This is a genomic window from Mesorhizobium sp. WSM4830, assembly GCF_055811495.1.
This window is the reverse complement of record NZ_JBVVQI010000044.1, coordinates 1-19,119: the sequence shown is the minus strand read 5'-3', so window position 1 is coordinate 19,119 and position 19,119 is coordinate 1. Positions and strand designations below refer to the sequence as shown.

General features: G+C 65.0%; 17 protein-coding genes. 3 read left to right on the top strand and 14 right to left on the bottom strand.

What is annotated here, in order from left to right; all coding sequences use genetic code 11:
* Positions 1 to 52 precede the first annotated feature (52 nt).
* Complete coding sequence (locus AC0L2Y_RS31640; protein WP_473561875.1) at positions 53 to 1,549, bottom strand: CoA-acylating methylmalonate-semialdehyde dehydrogenase; 1,497 nt, start codon at positions 1,547 to 1,549, stop codon at positions 53 to 55.
* Between the two features lie 376 nt (positions 1,550 to 1,925).
* On the opposite strand from AC0L2Y_RS31640, the gene AC0L2Y_RS31635 reads away from it, so the two are divergent.
* Positions 1,926 to 2,807, top strand: a complete 882-nt coding sequence (locus AC0L2Y_RS31635; RefSeq protein ID WP_352489214.1) for a LysR family transcriptional regulator — start codon at positions 1,926 to 1,928, stop codon at positions 2,805 to 2,807.
* 38 nt (positions 2,808 to 2,845) lie between these two features.
* Here AC0L2Y_RS31635 and AC0L2Y_RS31630 read toward each other — a convergent pair whose 3' ends face one another.
* From AC0L2Y_RS31630 to rsfS, 8 genes are all read right to left on the bottom strand, one after another.
* Entirely contained in the window at positions 2,846 to 4,174 is a 1,329-nt protein-coding gene (locus AC0L2Y_RS31630; protein ID WP_473561884.1) for a D-amino acid dehydrogenase, read from the bottom strand.
* 66 nt (positions 4,175 to 4,240) lie between these two features.
* On the bottom strand, positions 4,241 to 5,392 hold the full coding sequence (gene alr / locus AC0L2Y_RS31625) for an alanine racemase (protein WP_473561872.1): 1,152 nt from the start codon (positions 5,390 to 5,392) through the stop codon (positions 4,241 to 4,243).
* 29 nt (positions 5,393 to 5,421) lie between these two features.
* Positions 5,422 to 5,943: an RNA pyrophosphohydrolase gene (locus AC0L2Y_RS31620; RefSeq protein WP_473561870.1), complete on the bottom strand. Its 522-nt coding sequence runs from the start codon at positions 5,941 to 5,943 to the stop codon at positions 5,422 to 5,424.
* Position 5,944: 1 nt separating this feature from the next.
* Positions 5,945 to 7,138, bottom strand: coding sequence for a divergent polysaccharide deacetylase family protein (locus tag AC0L2Y_RS31615; protein ID WP_473561868.1), 1,194 nt, complete (start codon positions 7,136 to 7,138; stop codon positions 5,945 to 5,947).
* Positions 7,139 to 7,338: 200 nt separating this feature from the next.
* Positions 7,339 to 8,664: a S41 family peptidase gene (locus AC0L2Y_RS31610; RefSeq protein ID WP_352489210.1), complete on the bottom strand. Its 1,326-nt coding sequence runs from the start codon at positions 8,662 to 8,664 to the stop codon at positions 7,339 to 7,341.
* The gene (locus AC0L2Y_RS31605; RefSeq protein ID WP_473561866.1) at positions 8,665 to 10,008 is read right to left on the bottom strand and encodes a murein hydrolase activator EnvC family protein; all 1,344 of its coding nucleotides are present in this window, start codon (positions 10,006 to 10,008) and stop codon (positions 8,665 to 8,667) included.
* 151 nt (positions 10,009 to 10,159) lie between these two features.
* On the bottom strand, positions 10,160 to 10,642 hold the full coding sequence (rlmH, locus tag AC0L2Y_RS31600) for a 23S rRNA (pseudouridine(1915)-N(3))-methyltransferase RlmH (protein ID WP_473561865.1): 483 nt from the start codon (positions 10,640 to 10,642) through the stop codon (positions 10,160 to 10,162).
* A 61-nt stretch (positions 10,643 to 10,703) separates the two neighbouring features.
* Positions 10,704 to 11,081, bottom strand: coding sequence for a ribosome silencing factor (rsfS, locus tag AC0L2Y_RS31595; RefSeq protein ID WP_023678068.1), 378 nt, complete (start codon positions 11,079 to 11,081; stop codon positions 10,704 to 10,706).
* A gap of 239 nt (positions 11,082 to 11,320) precedes the next feature.
* On the opposite strand from rsfS, the gene AC0L2Y_RS31590 reads away from it, so the two are divergent.
* Positions 11,321 to 12,178 (top strand): mechanosensitive ion channel family protein, encoded by an 858-nt coding sequence (locus AC0L2Y_RS31590; protein ID WP_352489207.1) that lies wholly within the window; start codon positions 11,321 to 11,323, stop codon positions 12,176 to 12,178.
* Positions 12,179 to 12,204: 26 nt separating this feature from the next.
* Here the strand turns inward: AC0L2Y_RS31590 and AC0L2Y_RS31585 are convergent, their stop codons facing one another.
* From AC0L2Y_RS31585 to obgE, 5 genes are all read right to left on the bottom strand, one after another.
* Entirely contained in the window at positions 12,205 to 13,494 is a 1,290-nt protein-coding gene (locus AC0L2Y_RS31585; protein ID WP_473561863.1) for an MFS transporter, read from the bottom strand.
* A 72-nt stretch (positions 13,495 to 13,566) separates the two neighbouring features.
* Entirely contained in the window at positions 13,567 to 14,154 is a 588-nt protein-coding gene (locus AC0L2Y_RS31580; RefSeq protein WP_473561882.1) for a nicotinate-nucleotide adenylyltransferase, read from the bottom strand.
* A 250-nt stretch (positions 14,155 to 14,404) separates the two neighbouring features.
* Complete coding sequence (locus tag AC0L2Y_RS31575) at positions 14,405 to 15,691, bottom strand: glutamate-5-semialdehyde dehydrogenase (protein WP_473561861.1); 1,287 nt, start codon at positions 15,689 to 15,691, stop codon at positions 14,405 to 14,407.
* 13 nt (positions 15,692 to 15,704) lie between these two features.
* Positions 15,705 to 16,859 (bottom strand): glutamate 5-kinase, encoded by a 1,155-nt coding sequence (gene proB / locus AC0L2Y_RS31570; RefSeq protein WP_473561859.1) that lies wholly within the window; start codon positions 16,857 to 16,859, stop codon positions 15,705 to 15,707.
* A gap of 2 nt (positions 16,860 to 16,861) precedes the next feature.
* Positions 16,862 to 17,893, bottom strand: a complete 1,032-nt coding sequence (obgE, locus tag AC0L2Y_RS31565; protein WP_352465645.1) for a GTPase ObgE — start codon at positions 17,891 to 17,893, stop codon at positions 16,862 to 16,864.
* Positions 17,894 to 18,065: 172 nt separating this feature from the next.
* Here obgE and AC0L2Y_RS31560 point away from each other — a divergent pair, with 172 nt between their 5' ends.
* Positions 18,066 to 18,935 (top strand): endonuclease/exonuclease/phosphatase family protein, encoded by an 870-nt coding sequence (locus tag AC0L2Y_RS31560; RefSeq protein ID WP_473561858.1) that lies wholly within the window; start codon positions 18,066 to 18,068, stop codon positions 18,933 to 18,935.
* The last annotated feature ends 184 nt before the right edge of the window (positions 18,936 to 19,119 follow it).

Genomic DNA, 19,119 nt, shown 5'->3' with positions numbered 1-19,119 from the left:
GCCCCCGCGCCCGAAGCCGAAGGCGAGGACGCGCAGACAGAAAACCGTCCGGCTAATTCATCGTCGGGATGACGAACTCGGCACCATCCTTCACGCCGGACGGCCAGCGCGACGTTACCGTCTTGGTCTTGGTGTAGAAGCGGAACGCGTCCGGCCCGTGCTGGTTGAGATCGCCGAAGGAGGACGCCTTCCAGCCGCCAAAGGTGTAGTAGGCGATCGGCACCGGGATCGGCACGTTGATGCCGACCATGCCGACCTGGACCCGCGAGGCGAAGTCGCGCGCCGCATCGCCGTCGCGGGTGAAGATGGCGACACCATTGCCCATCTCGTGCTCGTTGGCGAGCTTGATGGCGTTCTCGTAGGTCGGTGCGCGCACCACCGACAGCACCGGCCCGAAGATCTCTTCCTTGTAGATGCGCATGTCGGCGGTCACGTTGTCGAACAGGCAGCCGCCCATATAGTAGCCATTCTCGTAGCCCTGCATGGAAAAGCCGCGGCCGTCGACGACCAGCTTGGCGCCTTCCTTGACGCCGGTGTCGACATAACCCTTGACCCGCTCCAGCGCCTGCGCCGTGACCAGCGGGCCGAAATCGGCGGAAGAATCCGTCGACGGTCCGACCTTCAGGCTCTCGACGCGCGGCACCAGTCTTTCCATCAGCCGGTTGGCGGTGTCGTTGCCGACCGGGACGGCCACCGAGATCGCCATGCAACGCTCGCCGGCCGAGCCGTAGCCGGCGCCGATCAGCGCGTCGACGGTCTGGTCCATGTCGGCATCGGGCATGATGATCATGTGGTTCTTGGCGCCGCCGAAGCACTGCACGCGCTTGCCGGCCGCGCAGCCGCGCGAATAGATGTATTGGGCGATCGGTGTCGAGCCGACGAAACCGATAGCCTTGATGTCGGGATCGTCGAGGATGGCGTCGACCACTTCCTTGTCGCCGTTGACGACATTGAGGATGCCCGCCGGCAGGCCGGCCTCGATGAACAGTTCGGCAATCCGCATCGGCACGCCCGGGTCGCGTTCGGACGGCTTGAGGATGTAAGCATTGCCGCAGGCGATGGCCGGCGCGATCTTCCACAACGGGATCATCGCCGGAAAATTGAACGGCGTGATGCCGGCGACGACGCCGAGCGGCTGGCGCATCGAGTAGACGTCGATGCCGGGGCCGGCGCCATCGGTGAACTCGCCCTTCATCATATGTGGCGCACCGATGCAGACCTCGACCACTTCGAGGCCACGCTGGATGTCGCCCTTGGCGTCGGCGATGGTCTTGCCGTGTTCGCGCGCCAATATCTCGGCCAGCGCGTCATACTCCTTGGCGACCAGCTCGAGGAACCGCATCAGGACGCGGACGCGCCGCTGCGGATTGGTCGCCGCCCAGCCGGGCTGTGCCGCCTTGGCGTTTTCGACCGCCGCGCGCAATTCCGCCTGCGAAGCCAACGCCACCGTGCCGCGCACCGTGCCGTCCATCGGCTGCATGACGTCCTGCTTGCGGCCGCTGGTCCCGGCGACACGCTTGCCGCCGATGAAATGACCGTATTCGATCATGGTCTCTCTCCCTGGTTCGTGATGAGCCATTGTCCGCCTTTGCCGGAGCGATGGCAACGCGAGCGAAAACGCAACCGTTGTGCAGAGAATAGAGTGCGATTGACGACAGGGCATCAATTCCCGCAAATGAGAGAGATGTAGTTGCAGATATACGGATTGAGATTGAGATCCTTCACCGCCCCCCTCTGTCCTGCCGGACATCTCCCCCTCAAGTGGGGAGATTGGACGTCACGCCCGCCTTCGCAAATCTTCACCGCAGCAAGAGAGGCGCCTGCAGCGAAGCTGCTAATCTCCCCCCTTGAGGGGGAGATGTCCGGCAGGACAGAGGGGGGCGCCGTAGAGCGCTGCTGTAGTCGTTATCATCCGGACCATCCCCATGAACTGGGATGACGCCCGCATCTTCCTTGCCGTGGCGCGGGCCGGCCAGATCCTCGGCGCCGCCAGGCGGCTGGAGCTTAATCATGCGACCGTCTCGCGCCGCATTGCCGCCCTCGAGGATGCGCTCAGGACAAAACTGTTTCGCCGGCTTACCACCGGCAGCGAGCTGACGCCGGCGGGCGAGCGTTTCCTCGAGATCGCCGAACGCATGGAGGGCGACATGATCGCCGCGCGCTCGACTGTTTCAGGCGAAGGCGACGACGTCTCGGGCACCGTGCGCATCGGCGCGCCGGACGGTTTTGGCGTCGCCTTCCTGGCCAGGCGCCTCGGCGCGCTGACCGCCCTGCACCGTGAACTCACCATCCAGCTGGTGCCGGTGCCGCGCTCCTTCTCTTTGTCCCGGCGCGAGGCCGACATTGCCATCACCGTCGAACGGCCGACGGAAGGCCGCCTGGTGGCAGGAAAGCTTGTCGACTACACGCTCGGCCTGTTTGCGTCGCGCACCTATGCCGAAACGCATGGCCTGCCCGGAACCGCCGCCGAGCTAGGCCAGCATACGCTGATCGGCTACGTGCCGGACCTGATCGTCAGTCCCTCGCTCGACTACGCGGCCGAATTCAGCGCCGACTGGCGCACCAGCTTCGCCATTTCCTCAGCGCTCGGCCAGGCCGAAGCGGTGCGTTCCGGTGCCGGCATCGGCATACTGCACACCTTCGTTGCCCGCTCGATGCCGGAGCTGGTGCCCCTCGATATCGTCGCACCCATCCGCCGCGCCTACTGGCTGGTCTATCATGAATCGGTCAGGCCGCTGCGCCGCGTCCAGATCGTCTCGAGCTTCATTACCAAGGCCGTCGAACGGGACAGGGGTTTGTTCGCGTAAAGCCTGTCGGCCGCTGGCCGTCTTTAGCTGCTGGGGTCTCACTTGGCGTATCGTCCCGGCCCAAGGTCGCCGACGTCGATGTCCGGCACCCGACTGGAGATGATGTCGGCTAGAACCTTGGCCGAGCCGCAGGCCATGGTCCAGCCGAGTGTGCCATGGCCGGTGTTGAGATAGAGATTGGAGAAATCGGTGCGGCCGATCAGCGGCGGCCCGTCCGGTGTCATCGGCCGCAGCCCGCACCAGAAGGTCGCCGACCGCATGTCGCCGCTGCCCGGGAACAGGTCGCCGACCGAATGTTCGAGCGTGCGCCGCCGCGATTCGTGCAGCCGCAGGTCGAAGCCGGAAATCTCCGCCGTGCCGCCAACCCGGATACGGTCGCCGAGCCTGGTGATCGCTACCTTGTAGCTCTCGTCCATCACGGTCGAGACCGGTGCGGCGGCGGCGTCCTTGATCGGCAAGGTGATCGAATAGCCCTTGACCGGGTAGACCGGGATGGGCCGCTTCAGCATGCGCATGAACCGCGCCGAATAGCTGCCCATCGCCATCACATAGGCATCAGCGACCATCCAGCCCTTGCTGGTGCTGATATTGGTGATGCGATCGCGCTTCTTGACGACGCGCCGTATCTCCGTGTCGTATTCGAAAGTGACGCCGCGTGCTGCGCAAAGCTCGGCAAGCCTGTCGGTGAACATCTTGCAGTCGCCGGTTTCGTCGCCGGGCAACCGCAGGCCACCGACGAATTTTTCGCGCACGCCGGCCAGCCCAGGCTCGGCCGCAATGCAGCCGTCGGGGTCGAGGACCTCGTAGGGGACGCCATAGGTCTTCAGCACCTCGACATCGCCACCGACGCCGTCGAGCTGCTTTTGCGTTCGGAAGAGCTGCAGCGTGCCCTTGGGGCGCTCGTCATAGGCGATGCCGGTCGCCTCGCGCAGCGCCTTCAGCGTGTCGCGGCTGTACTCGGCCAGCGGCACCATGCGCGCCTTGTTCAGCGCGTAGCGTTCAGCCGTGCAATTGCGCAGCATCTTGATCAGCCATATCCACATATGCGGATCGAGGGCCGGCCGTACCACTAGTGGACCGTGCTTCATCAAAAGCCATTTGATGGCCTTCAGCGGAACGCCGGGCCCGGCCCAGGGCGAGGCATAGCCGGGCGAGATCTCGCCGGCATTGGCAAAGCTGGTTTCTAGCGCCGGGCCTTTCTGGCGATCGATCACGGTCACCTCATGGCCGGCCTCGGCAAGAAAATAGGCGGTGGTGACCCCGATCACGCCGCCGCCCAGCACGAAGATCTTCATCGTTTGGTTCTCCGCGGCGGCACCTCGTCGGGATTCGAGAGCGGGATCATCGCCGCCTTCTGTCTGCCGGATTCTGTGGCGTCAGCCAAGGCCCGATGCTTAGGGAAAAGACATGCGTGAGGACAACAAGCTTGCGTCCTAGCCATTCACATAGCGCCGGTGGAAACGGTGGCCGAGGCTGGTCAAGACCTCGTAGCCGATGGTGCCGGCCTGGCCGGCTACCTGGTCCACCGTCTGCGACGACGGCCCGATCAGTTCGACGAGGTCGCCGGCCTGCAGCCTGCCGGGCGGCAATGCGGAAATGTCGAGAATGATCGTATCCATCGAAATCCGGCCGACGAAGGGCAGCCGCACATTTTCGAACCAGGCGGAGGAAGCGGCGCGACGATGCCAGCCATCGCCGTAGCCGAGCGAAATCGTCGCCGCGGCAAGCGGGGCCTTGGCATGGAAAGTGTGGCCGTAGCCGACACCGGCGCCGGCCTCCAATATCCGCGTCTGGATGACCTTGGCCTGCAATCGCACCACCGGCAGCATCGGATTGTCCTTCGCCGGCGTCGGATTGATGCCATAGAGAGCGGCACCCGGACGAACGAGGTCGTAGTGATAGCGCTGCCCGAGAAAAATGCCCGATGAATTGGCAAGCGAAGCCGGCGCTTCCGGCAGCATCCGGCGCAGCCGTTCGAATTCCAGCCGTTGCTGTTCGTTGGCCGGTTGCTCGGGTTCGTCGGCGCAGGCGAGATGGCTCATCACGAAGGTCAGTTCGACACCGTCGAAGGCGTGTGGATCCCGCGCGACTGCCTTCACCTCGGACGGCGTCATGCCGAGCCGCGACATGCCGCTGTCAACCTGGAGGGCGGCCGGCAGCTTACGGCCCACCCGTCCGGCCATTTCGCGCCATGCCGCGAGTTGGCTGGCGCTGTTGAGTACGGTGCAAAGCCCTGCTGCAACCGCTTCCCTTTCCGCACCCGGCGGAATGCCGTTCAGCACGTAGATGGCCGGGTCTGAGCCGAGCGCCTTGCGCAGCAAGATGCCGCCGGCCAAATGCGCGACAAAGAAAATGTTGCAGCCCTCAGCCATCAGCGCCGCGGCCACCGGCGCCGCGCCAATCCCGTAACCGTCGGCCTTGACTACACCAGCGCAGCCGACGCCGCCCAGCCGCGCCTTCAGCCGCCGGTAATTCTCACGGATGGCGCCGAGATCGATGGTCAGGATCGCCCCCGCCGCCGCTTCGCTGATCGGCTCGCTCGGGGCGCCAGCCTTCGGTGGAGATTTGCTGGAGATGTCGTTCATGCCGACCTGTTTTAGCGGAAGGCCAGCGGCTACGCCACCAGGTGCCGGAACGCTGCCACCACGTCTTCGTAGACCTTGCGCTTGAACGGCACGATCAGGCCGGGCAGTTCCAGCATCGGCCGCCACGCCCACCGGTCGAACTCAGCCTTGTGGCCACCCGGTGGCGGATTGATCGCGATCTCGCTTTCGTCGCCGTGGAAGCGGAAGGCAAACCATTTCTGCTTCTGGCCGCGATACCGTCCCTTGAAGGCGACGCCGACCAGATGCGCCGGCAGGTCGTAGTTGATCCAGTGCGGCGCCTCGGCCAGCAGCGACACCGAGCGCATGCCGGTCTCTTCGTAGAGTTCGCGCGCCGCCGCGGGCAGCGGCTCCTCGCCATCGTCGATGCCGCCCTGCGGCATCTGCCAGAGCTGCGTCGTTCCAGCGAATTCGCTGTCCGGCTCGGCAATGCGACGGCCGACCCAGACCAGGCCGTCGCCATTGAGGACCATCACCCCTACGCAGGGCCGGTAGGGCAGTGTCTCGGCGTCAACGAGCTTGTTCTTTGCCATCTCAGCCTTTTTCCGGATCTATGGCCACCGCCGAAACCGGCACGATCTCGATGCCGCGCTTCTTGGCCTCGGTCACCCAGGACGATACGGTATCGACCGTCAGGTCGAAGGCCGAGCCGATGCCGACGGCAAAGCCTTTCGCTCGCGCCGTCGCTTCCAGCCCATCCAGTTTCTTCAATATGGCGCCGCGGTCCTGCACCGCGTCGATCGCCGTATCGCCGCCGACGAACGGCACGCCGTCCTTCAGCGCCAGTTCGGGTGCCAGGCTGCGCGCCGACGAACCGTCGTCGACATAGGCGAGGCCACGCTTGCCAAGCTCGGCCATCAACGGCCCCATCGCCGTCGCGTCCGCTGAAAAGCGGGCGCCCATATAATTCATGACGCCGGTGTAGTTGGTCGTTCGCGACAGCGCCCAGCGTAAATTCTTCAAATTCTCGTCCGGCCTCGCAGCTACGGTCAGGGTGTTACGGCCGGGATTGACGTTCGGATAGTCGAACGGCTCGAGCGGCACCTGCATGATGACCTCATGGCCGCTCTGCCGCGCCACCTGCATCCATCGGCCGATGCTGTTGCCTTGCGGCGCGAAGGCCAGCGTCACCTCCGCCGGCAGCTTGGCGATGGCTGCCTGCGTGCCGGTCTGCGACACGGCAAGCCCGCCGATGACGAGCGCCACGCGTGCGCCACGAGCCCCGGACCACGGCCGCGCATAGACATCGAAGGGGCGCCGGCCGTCGGCGGCGCGGATCGGCAGCAGACCGGTCTCGCTGGCCTCGACCAGCGCCTTGTCGGGAATGTGCGCGATCCTGAGATTCTGGCCGATCGTCGAAGGGTCGCGAATGACGATGGCTGCCTCGGGTGGATCGTCGCCCTCCTCGGTCTGGACATGGATGATCTGCGGACCGCCCGTCTTCTCGCCGGTCTTCTGTTGGCTTGCGTTGCTTGGCGCTGCCGGTTCGGGCGCCTTGGCGGGCGCCGCGGCGGTATCTGCCGCTGCCGGCAGCTTCGGCATCGAAACGGCGACTTCTTGCAGCTTCCGGAACGGCTTGTCGCGTAAGGCGATCGCGCCGGAGACGCCGACCACGGACAGCACGACAAGCGCGGCCGCGACCGCACCGGCGCTGATCCCGCTGCCTGAACGCGACGGCCGGATCGCCTGTCCGAGAGGTCGTTCTATGTCCTTGCCGATATCAGCCAAGCCGCACCCCCGGCGTGCATCCCCGAAGTAAACCTTCTCCGGAGGCGCAAAATCCAAAATGTCGGCGCGTCCCCTTGCTTCACTGGACGCGCAGCATGCCGGCCGCAGCCCCGAATCAAACTGCCGGAACCTCGCGGCCCCGGCAGCATCGCATCGCTTCGCTCAGGCAGCCAGACCTGTTTGGCCCGGCTTGCCCGCCCTTACTGGTTCAACACGGCCTTTTGCGGATTCGGCGGGAACGCCGGATCGGTCTTCTGGCCGCGCAGCAGCTGCTCGGCAAAGATGAGCTGCAAATCGTCCTTCGGTTCCGGCGGCACATAGGCTGCCGAACCCGAACCGGTCGTGCCTTCGTCGGCGCCCTTGATGTGGCCCTTGAGGTCGGATTCGCCGCGCGTCAGGTCCCTGCCCTGCAGTTCCGCCGGCAGCGGCTGGTCGACCTTGATGTCGGGCGTGATACCCTTGCCCTGGATCGACTTGCCGGACGGCGTGTAATAGAGCGCCGTCGTCAGCCGCAGCGCCCCGTTCTCGCCAAGCGGGATGATGGTCTGCACCGAACCCTTGCCGAAGGACTGCGTGCCGACCACTGTGGCGCGGCGCAGATCCTGCAGCGCGCCGGCGACGATTTCCGAGGCACTGGCCGAGCCGCCGTTGACGAGCACGATCAGCGGCTTGCCGCCGATGTCGTCGCCGGCCCGCGCGTCGAAGCGGGTGACGTCCTTCGGATCGCGGCCGCGCGTCGAGACGATCTCGCCACGGTCGAGGAAGGCATCCGACACGCTCACCGCCTGGTCGAGCAAACCGCCCGGATTGAGGCGCAGGTCGAGCACGTAGCCCTTGAGCTTGTCGTTCGGCACCTGCTTCTTGATGGTGTCGATGGCATTCTCGAGGTCGTCATAGGTCTTTTCGGTAAAGGAGGTGATCTTCATGTAGCCGATGTCGTTTTCGACCCGGAACTTGACCGCCTTGACCTTGATGATATCGCGCACGACCGTCAGTTCGATCGGCTTGTCGGCGCCCTGGCGCAGGATGGTGAGCTTGATCGGCGTGTTGACCAGCCCGCGCATCTTCTCGACGGCGTCGTTGAGCGTCAGGCCGCGAACCTCCTCGCCGTCGATCTTGGCGATATAGTCGCCGGCGAGCACGCCTGCCTTGGCGGCCGGCGTATCGTCGATCGGCGTGATCACCTTGACCAGGTCGTTTTCCATGGTGACCTCGATGCCGAGGCCGCCGAACTCGCCCTTGGTTTGCACGCGCATGTCCTGCGCTTCTTCGGCGTTCATGTAGGAGGAGTGCGGGTCGAGCGAGGACAGCATGCCGTTGATGGCATTTTCAACCAGCGACTTGTCGTCGGGCGGCGTCACATAATTCGCACGTACCCGTTCGAAGATGTCGCCGAAGATCGCCAGTTGCTTATAGGTCTCGGAGCCCGCAGCCTTCGCCGTCGAGCCGGGCGCGCCATAGACCAGGCTCATCGCCGATGCACCCATCAGCGCACCGGCAAACAGAAGCGACAGTTTCCGCATCATTCACGTCCTTCCAGAAAAACGGTCCGCCCACCATGGGGCCGGATCGACGGGTTTTCCATCCTTGCGGAACTCGACATAGAGCTCCGGCGTGGCATTTCCATTCTTCGATGCCGAGGTGCTCGCCACCCGGGCCTCTCCCATCGCGCCGACCGGCTCACCTGCGAGCACCGACTGGCCAGACGCGACGCTGATTCTGCTCATCCCCGCCAGGACGACATGATAGCCGTCACCCGCATTCAGGATCAAGAGTTGACCGTAAGAGCGGAAAGGCCCCGCATAAAGCACATTTCCATCCGCCGGCGCTGTGACGATGGCTCCCGATTGTGTCGCAACCATGTCACCGAGCATCACCGCGCCGTTACCGTCATTGGCCCCGAAGCGCCGCTTGATCCTGCCGGTGACCGGCAGCGCGATCTGTCCTTGAAGCGCGGAAAACGGCGCAGCAGCGGTGAGCCTGTTGCTCTCCGGCACCGGCAGCGAGGCCAATTCCGTGGGCGGTGGGGCTGATGCCGGGCCCTTGTCGGCGTCCGCGGTCTTTTGCTCGGCCGCCTTGGCCGCATCCGCCGCCTTGCGGGCCCTGTCGGCCTCGAGCGATGCGATCAGCTCTTTCAGGCTGCCGGCCTTGGCCGCCAGCGTCGCGGATCGCTGCTTTTCGGCGGCCAGCGCGGTTTGCGTATCGGCGGCGAGCTTCTGCTTGGCTTCGAGCAGCATGCCGAGCCGCTTTTTTTCCGCCGCCTGCTCGCCGACCGCTGCCGTCAGCCGCGCCCGCTCGGCCTCGATCGAGGCCGTCACCCGCGACTGCTCTTTGAGGTCGGCCAGCAACATGTCGGTCTGCAGGCGCAGTTCCGGCACCACGGCACCGAGCAGGATGGCACTGCGCACCGACGACAGTGCGTCCTCGGGCTTGACCAGGATCGCCGGCGGCGGGTTAAGCCCCATGCGCTGAAGCGCGCCGAGCACTTCGGCCAGAACGTCGCGTCTGGCGGCCAGTGAGGCGCGGATTTTCCGCTCCTGCGCCTTCAGCCCTTCGAGCTTGCCGCCAATGTCCTCGATGTCCTGGCCGAGCTTCTGCTCGGTCATCGCCGACTGGATCAGCGCCGCGGTGATCGAGGCGTGGTCCTTCTTGACCGCCGCTATGTCGGCGGCGAGCTTGGCCAGCCGCTCGGACGACAGCGTGATCTCTTTCGATACTTTTTCGTATTCGGCGCGGCTCTGGTCCGGGTCGGGCGCCAGGTCGAGCGTGTTCTCGGCCCGCGCGACGCCGAGCAAAAGCGCGATCGTCGCCACGGCGATGCCGCAGCGTACGCGCCAGGAGCCCGTTCGTGATTTCCAGTCTTCAGACATTGAAGCCTAACTCTATGCGCGGCTTCGTTAACGAACCATCAACCATGTTCGAGCCCCGGCCGCCATCCGCAAACCCCATGCGCCCAAACTGTCGATGAGCATTGGGGCAAAAATCCGGGCGGCTGGCGTCAATTCGCCGACCGAGCCGACTTCATGAACGATGGTAGGGGTGGCCGGAAAGGATCGTGGCCGCCCTGTAAAGCTGCTCGCCCAGCATCACGCGGACCAGCTGATGCGGCCAGGTCGGCGCGCCGAGCGACACCGTCAGATCAGCCAGGTCGCGCAGCGACTGGTCATGGCCGTCGGCGCCGCCAATGGCAATCACCAGCGCCTTGCGCCCGCCATCGCGCAGCGAACCTATGCGGCCGGCGAAATCCTCGGAGGAAAGGTTCTTGCCGCGCTCATCCAGCAGCATCAGCGCCGTGCCCGGCTGCAAGTGCGTCTGCAGCTTCTGGCCTTCCTCGCGCCGGCGCTCATTGGCCGTCTGCGCGCGGCCTTCGGCAATCTCGACGATCCCGGCGAATTCGAGGCCTACGGCAGGACCGCTCTTGGCAAAACGCTCGAAATAGCGATCGGCCAACTGCTTCTCGGGGCCGGCTTTCATTCGGCCCACGGCATGAACGGTAATCTTCATCCTTGCCTCGAAGAGCCGCTGATGCATGTCGGACAACGACATGCATCAAGACGAGTACGGCTCAGTGGAGGGTCTCCTCCTCGAGATCAGGCGCCTGCCACATCTTTTCGAGATTGTAGAAGTCGCGGACCTCGGGACGGAAGACATGGACGATGATGTCGCCCGAATCGATCAGGACCCAGTCGGCGCCAGCCAGCCCCTCGACGCGCGCCGTGCCGAGCCCGGCATCCTTGAGCGCCTTGAGGAGATGATCGGCAACAGCCGAGACATGACGGTGCGATCGACCCGATGCGACGACCATGTAGTCGCCGAGGCTCGATTTCCCCTGAATGTCGATTGAGACGATGTTTTCGGCCTTGGAGTCTTCCAGACTGGCAAGGACTGTCTTGATGGCGCGGGACACGGCGTCGTTTACGCTGATCCCGGCCGGCGAAGGCACGATGTCGGCCTTCTTCCGAAGTGCTGTTCTCAGTGTATTTCCTTTCGCAGCAAGAACAACCAAATCACCTATGAAATCAGGTGACACTGCTTAGATAGGCAGAGTTAGGTTGCAGTTTCAAGACACCGCTCGCAAGCAGGCGCCCGGCAGCGGCCGAATATGCGGCTTTTCGGGCGAGAAATTCGGAACCGCCCCGCCCCGCAGCGGTTATCGGCTCATCCACGAACCGGAATCCCGACATGCCAATCGATCCCCAGAACGCTCTCCTCACTGTGCAATCCGGCCTTGCGCAACTTAGCACGCTGATCGTCTCCTACTCGCTTTCGGCGGTCGGCGCCGTCATCCTGCTGGTCATTGGCTACATCGTCGCCGGCCTCGCCGAGCGTTCGATCTACGCCGGCCTCGGCCACGTTCACGGTTTCGACGAAACGCTCCGCCATTTCTTCTCGCAAGTCGTCCGCTACGCTATCCTGGGACTGGTCGTGATCATGGTTCTCGGCCAGTTCGGCGTGCAGACGGCTTCGATCATTGCCGCTATCGGTGCCGCCGGCCTGGCCATCGGCCTGGCGCTGCAAGGCACGCTGCAGAACATTGCCGCCGGTATCATGCTCCTGGCGCTGCGGCCGTTCCGCATCGGCGAATATGTCGAAGTCGGCGCCATATCCGGTACCGTCGAGGAGATCGGGCTGTTTGCCACAACGCTGAGAACGGTCGAGGGCGTCTACGTGCTTGCACCCAACTCGACCCTGTGGAACCAGCCGGTCCGCAATTTCACCCGCAACGGCGTGCGCCGCGGCGACATCACGCTCAGCATCGGCTCGTGGAACGACATCGATTTCGCGCAAAAGACCATGCTTGGCGTTGCCGCCGCCGACCGGCGTGTCAGGCGGCAGCCGGCGCCGATCGCCTTTGTCGCGACTGTCGGCGATAGCACCGTCACCATCACCTTGCGCTACTGGACGGCAGCCGCCGACTTCTTCGCCGCCCAGATCGACCTCACCAAGAGTGTCAAGCAGGCGTTCGATGCCGAGGGCCTTTCGGTCCCGGCGCCGGCGCCGAAAGCGCCGCAGCCCGATGCCTCAGCCACACGGCAATAAAGCATTTGAAACCAGCTGGAGGGCGTTCAAAGCTCTCCGCGCCCGCGCTGACCTTCGGGCGCGAAGGCGAGATCGACGGGCAACGGCGCCTGCGCCGTCATCGGCGCGAAACTGCCGGTCTCGGTGGCGGGCACCGGCCGCACCATGACGACCCGCCAAAGAACGAACAGGCAGTAGGCTGCGGCAATGACGATCGCCACATAGATGAAGGCCTGCGTGCCGTAGATGGCGGAAAGCCCGGTCACAATGCCGGGCACGACGAAGCCGGACAGCGACCAGGCGAACAGAAGCGAGCTCGACAGCGCCACCATGTCGTCCTTGCCGGCGCGGTCGCCGGCATGGGCGCTGGCCAGAGAGTAGATCGATTCCGAGGCGCCGTCCCAGACCACGTAGATGACGAGCAGCGCCGCCAGCGCGCCACCGTCGAAACCCAGCGCAAACAGGCCCGCCGCGGTGGCAAGCGCCGACGCCGCGATCAGCACAAAGCGCCGGTCGGTGCGGTCGGAAATCCAGCCGAGCGGGATCTGCAGGATCAGCGTGCCGACCGGCATTGCCGAAAGCAGCAAGGCGACGTCGGCCTGGCTGTAGCCTCTGGCGGTGGCATGGATTGGCGCAAAACCCGAAATCGTCATCGACAGGCCGCCGACGGCAAGCATGCCGGCAACGCCGACCGGCGAGATCCGCCAGGCGCGGCCGAGCGCCACCGACGCCGCTTGCGGCGCCGGTGGCTGCGCGAGGCGCGTCAGCCCGACGGGAAGGATCGACAGCGCGGTGAAGGCAATGCCGATCAGCGGCGCATCGGCCGAGCGGATATCGATCAACGCCAGGGTCGAATAGCCGACGCCGAGTCCGGCGACATAGGCAACGTAGAAGATAGCCATGACCCGGCCGCGGATGGCGTTGGCGACGACATCGTTCAGCCAGCTCTGCGCGACAATGAACAGGCCGCATATGGCAAAGCCGTAGAGCGCCCGTGCAGCGATCCATGGCAATGGGTGCGGCCCGACGCCGACCGCGGCGTTGGACAGCACGATCAGTGCCGACAGCACCATGAACACGCGGGCATGACCGACACGCCGCACCAGCGGCCCGGTCAGGATGCAGCCGGCGAGGCCGCCAGCCGAAAGACCCGTGACGATCAGCCCCGCCCATGTCGGATCGAAGCCCTCGGCGCCGAGCCGGACTGGGATATAGGCGAACATCAGCCCATTGCCGACGGCGATCAGCCCCATCGACAAGAGGATGCTGGCAATGGCGATCGACGGCGCCGGCTGCCCTAGACCGTTCTTGTCCTGGTCGCGCTCGAGAATCGTCATGACCGAGGATCGCCCATCAAGCAGGTCAAGGCAGCGGCAAATGCGACATGGCTGGACTTGCCTTCCGCCCGCTCAGCCCTTTGCCACATTGCGGATCGCGCTCGACGACAGCGACGAACGCGGGCCGTGGATGAAGGTCCAGGCCGGCGCGTCCATGCGGGCGAGCCGCGGTGCGTCGCCTTCGTCGACGCGGGCATAGTCGAACGTCTTGGCGACCACGGACGACAGGAACGACAGCGTCGCACCTGGCCGGTCGACCACCGCGATCGGGAACGTTATCACGATACGGCGCCAGCGCTGCCAGCGGTGGAAGTCGCGAAGCGAATCGGCCCCCATGATCCAGACGAAATCGACGCCGGGGTTACGCGCCTTGACCAACGCCAGCGTGTCGGCGGTGAAGCGGACGTGGTGGGCCGCCTCGAAGGCGGTAACCTTGATCTTCGGGTTCTTGGCGATCTTTTCAGACAGCTGCAGCCGCTCGGCCAGCGGCGCCAGGTCTCCGGCATTCTTGAGCGGATTGCCGGGCGTCACCATCCACCACAGCTGGTCGAGCGCAAGCCGTCTGAGTGCGATCTCGGCGACCAGCGCATGGCCGGCATGCGGCGGGTTGAACGAACCGCCGAACAGCCCGACCGCCACGCCTTTCCCGGCATGCGGCATCTTCAGATAGCGGGAGGATATGGCATGTTCGGACAAGGCAAGCATGCGTCAGGCACCCCGCTCTGCCCTGCCGGGCATCTCCCCCTCAAGGGGAGAGATCGTCAGTTTCAATGACGGCATGAACTCTGCCCGCCCGGCAATTGGCGAAATCGCGAAAGAGAGCTGATCTCCCCCCTTGAGGGGGAGATGCCCGGCAGGGCAGAGGGGGGTGGCTGCGCGCACGCCTCTCAGGCTCGGACCGCGGACGGATTCAAGGCCTCACCTGTCCTGACCCGCGCACGCGGTATTTGAACGAGGTCAGTTGCTCGACGCCGACCGGCCCGCGTGCATGCATCTTGCCGGTGGCGATGCCGATCTCGGCGCCCATGCCGAACTCGCCACCATCGGCAAACTGGGTCGAGGCGTTATGCAGAAGGATCGCGGAATCGATCTCGTTGAAGAACCGTTCGACGGCGTTTGCATCCTCGGCGATGATCGCCTCGGTGTGATGCGAGGAGAACGTCTCGATATGCTCGATCGCGCCGCCAATACCGTCGACCAGCTTCACCGCAATGATGGCGGCGAGATATTCGGTCACCCAGTCTGCATCGGTCGCGGGCTGGGCATCGGCATAAAGCTTCAGCACCTCGGCATCGGCATGGATCTCGCAGCCTGCCGCCCGTAGGGCCTCGAGGATCGGCACCAGGTGCGTGGCGGCGACGGCACGGTCGACCAGCAGCGTCTCGGCAGCACCGCACACCCCGGTGCGCCGCATCTTGGCATTGACCGCGATCCTGACCGCCATGTCGAGATCGGCCGATCGGTCGATATAGAGATGGCAGATGCCCTCGAGATGCGCGAACACCGGCACCCGCGCCTCGTTCTGCACACGCTCGACCAGGCTGCGGCCGCCGCGCGGAATGATGACTTCGAGATTGCCGGAAAGCCCTTTCAGCATTTCGCCGACGGCGGCACGATCGGTGGTCGGCACCAATTGTATGGCATCCTCCGGCAGCCCGGCTGCCTTCAGCCCCTCGACCAGGCAGGCATGGATCGCGGCGGAAGAATTCACCGAATCCGAGCCGCCGCGCAGGATCACCGGATTGCCCGCCTTGAGGCAGAGCGCACCGGCATCGGCGGTCACGTTCGGCCGGCTCTCATAGATGACGCCGACGACGCCGAGCGGCGTGCGCACCCGTTCGATATGCAACCCGTTCGGCCGGTCCCATGCGGCAATGACATCGCCGACCGGATCGCTGAGGTTTGCGATCTCGCGGATACCGTCGGCCATGGCCCGGATCCGGGCGGGATCGAGCTTCAGCCGGTCCATCGACGCTGCCGATAGGCCAGCCTCCTCGCCATTCCTGATATCGATGGCATTAGCGTCGAGGATATCCTGCTCATGCCTAAGGATAGCCTGAGCCATGCCGACCAGCGCCGCGCGCTTGCGCTCGGCCGCAGCTATGGCCAGCGGCCGGGCCGCGGCACGCGCGCGGCGGCCGATATCGGCCATCAGCACGACGGTATCATCCCGGGATTTTTCATGCAGCGTCAGCATGGCTCATCCTCCGCTATGTAACCTGGTCACCGACTACTTGCTCGCCACCGGCATGGCTCACCACAAGGTCGTCGCGGTGGATCATCGCCGAACGCGCCTCGTAGCCGAGCACGGTTTCGATCTCGGTCGTCTTCAGGCCAGCGATCCTTACGGCATCGGCCGCATCATAGGCAACCAGTCCGCGCGCAATCTCGCGGCCCTCGGGCGACAGGATCGCCACCGTGTCGCCACGCGCAAAATTGCCGCTGACCAGTTTGACACCGGCCGGCAGCAGCGACTTGCCGGAGAGCAGCGCGCCGATGGCGCCGGCATCGACGGTCAGCCGCCCCGCCGGTTCGAGCTGCCCGGCGATCCAGGTCTTGTAACCTTTGACCGGGCTGCTGCTCGGCCGGAAGAAGGTGGCGCGCTCGCCGCGCTCGATTGCCAGCAGCGGCGACAGCCGCGTGCCTGATGTGATGATCATGGCGGTGCCGGCGGCGGTTGCAATCTTGCCGGCATCGAGCTTGGTGCGCATGCCGCCGCGCGACAATTCCGAAGCGGCGGCACCCGCCATCGCCTCGATGTCGGGGGTGATGCGGTCGACGATCGGAATGAACCGAGCTTGCGGGTCACGCGCAGGCGGTGCCGTGTAGAGCCCGTCAATGTCGGAGAGCAGCACCAGGAGATCGGCGCCCATCATGGTGGCAACGCGCGCTGCCAGCCGGTCGTTATCGCCATAACGGATTTCCGATGTCGCCACCGTGTCGTTCTCGTTGATGACCGGCACCGCCTTCATCTTGAGCAGCGTCGAGATCGTCGCCCGCGCGTTGAGGTAGCGGCGGCGCTCTTCGGTGTCGCCGAGCGTCAGCAGGATCTGGCCCGATTTCAGGCCATTCTTGCCGAGCGCATCCGACCAGGCGCCGGCCAATGCGATCTGCCCGACGGCAGCAGCGGCCTGGCTCTCCTCGAGCTTCAGCGCTCGTTTGCCGAGGCCGAGGATGGTGCGGCCAAGTGCAATCGCCCCGGAAGACACGACGAGAATTTCGGCGCCGCCATTGGCCAGCACGGCGATGTCGTCGGCAAGCGAGGCCAGCCAGTCGCGTTTCAGGCCCGCCGTGCGGTCGACAAGCAGCGCCGAGCCGATCTTGACGGCAATGCGCCGATAATTTTTCAGCGATTGCGTGGCCATGGCTATGTGTTCCAGCGCGTCTCGACCGGCGCAGCGACAGCTTCGCGCGCATCGGCCACCACAGCCATCAGCGCGCGCAACACCGCCTCGACGCCTTCGCCGGTGACCGCCGAAAGCAGCATCGGCGCGCGGCCGGCGGCGCGTTTCAGCGAGGCGGCTTTCGTCTTGCGCGCGGCGGCATCGAGTATGTCGACTTGGGAAAGCGCGACGATCTCGACCTTGTCGGTCAGCCCGTTGCCGTAGGCGTCGAGTTCGGCGCGCACGGTCTTGTAGGCCTTGGCCGGATTTTCTTCCTGCGCCGAGACAAGATGAAGAAGGACACGCGTGCGTTCGACATGGCCGAGGAAGCGGTCGCCGATGCCGACACCTTCATGTGCGCCTTCGATCAGGCCGGGAATGTCGGCGATGACGAATTCGCGCCCGTCGATGCGGGCAACGCCAAGGCCCGGATGCAGCGTGGTGAAGGGATAGTCGGCGATCTTCGGCTTGGCCGCTGTGACCGCCGCCAGGAAGGTCGACTTGCCGGCGTTGGGCAGCCCGACAAGGCCGGCATCGGCGATCAGCTTCAGCCTGAGCCAGATATTGAGCTCTTCGCCCGGCAGTCCGGGATTGGCGCGGCGCGGCGCCTGGTTGGTCGAGGTCTTGAAATGCTGGTTGCCGAAGCCGCCATTGCCGCCCTTGGCCAAAAGAAAGCGCTGGCCGACGACCGTCAGATCGCAGATCAGCGTCTCATTGTCCTCGGCAAAGACCTGTGTTCCGGCCGGCACTTTCAGCGTCACGTCGGCACCCTTGGCGCCGGTCATGTTGCGACCCATGCCGTGCGTCCCGGTCTTGGCCTTGAAATGCTGCTGGTAGCGATAGTCGATCAGCGTGTTCAGCCCATCGACCGCCTCGACCCAGACATCGCCGCCGCGGCCGCCATCGCCGCCGTCCGGGCCGCCGAACTCGATGAACTTTTCGCGTCGGAACGACACCGAACCGGCGCCGCCGTCGCCGGAGCGGATGTAGACCTTGGCTTGATCGAGAAATTTCATCGGATTGTATGGTTTCTGTTATTGGCTTTGCGGGATTGCTCTAAACCAAGGCGGGTCGAAGGGCGAGGGCCGTTTTTGCTACTGTAACGTCGCACGTGTCTCTGGACGCGTAGCATTTGGTTGACCCCCTTGCCGAAAATCGATCCTCGGCTTCCAAGCGCGAGATGTCGGAATGAAGCTGGTAACTTACAATATCCACTACGGCGTCGGTCTCGACGGCCGCTACGATGTCGGCCGTATCGCCGATGCCGTGCGCGGCGCCGACGTGATCGCGCTGCAGGAGGTCACTCGCGCCAACCCGAAGAATGGCGGCCGCGACATGGTGGCCGAGCTCGGCGAGGCGCTGCCCGACTATTTTGCCGTCTACGGCAGCAATTTCGAGGCCGACGCCGGCTCGCGCCTGCAGAACGGCCGCGCCATCACGACCACCTTCCAGCTCGGCAACATGGTGCTGTCTAGCACGCCGATCCATCTGTCGCGCAATCTCCTTTTGCCGCGCAGCCGCAGTTTCGAGGCGATGAACTTCCAGCGCGGCGCGCTGGAGGCGCTGATCGAAACGCCGCTTGGTCCGATCCGCTTCTATTCCACCCATCTCGACCACCGCAGCCCGGTTGAACGCCTGAGCCAAATCCGCTTTCTGCGCCAGCGCCTGTTGAACTACCCGCTCGAGGGCGGCGGGCTCTCCGGCGTCGCCGAGATCGGCTTGCCGGAGCTGCCTTGTCCCGATGGCTTCGTCGTCATGGGCGACTTCAACATGCTCGCCGGATCGCCGGAACACGTCGAACTCGCCGGCCAGCCTGACCATGAATTCGGCATGCCGGTGACCGCCGACCTCGCCGTCGATGCCGCCTTGCGCCTCGGCGCTGCCGGCGCCGATCTCGTCACCTGGGTCGACCCCAAACGGCCGGGCGATACCAGTCGCTACAAGCGCATCGACTACATCTTCACCAGCGCTTCGCTTGCCAAATCGCTGAGGCGCCTGTGGGTCGACCGGCAAGTGGCCGGTTCGGATCACTCGCCGGTCTGGGTCGAGATAGCGTGACGTCAACGTTGGTCCGCAATCTTTCGCGCCGAGGTGTGTCGAGATTCAGGTCAGGCCGTGCCGAGAGTGGTGGCTTCCGAGAACCGGAGCGGAGCGTACTTAAAGTACGTGTTGGGGTGGACGGCCCCCGACGGCATCGTGATGTGCCAGAATGAGGTCGTTGCAGATCTCAATCAAGGGAGAC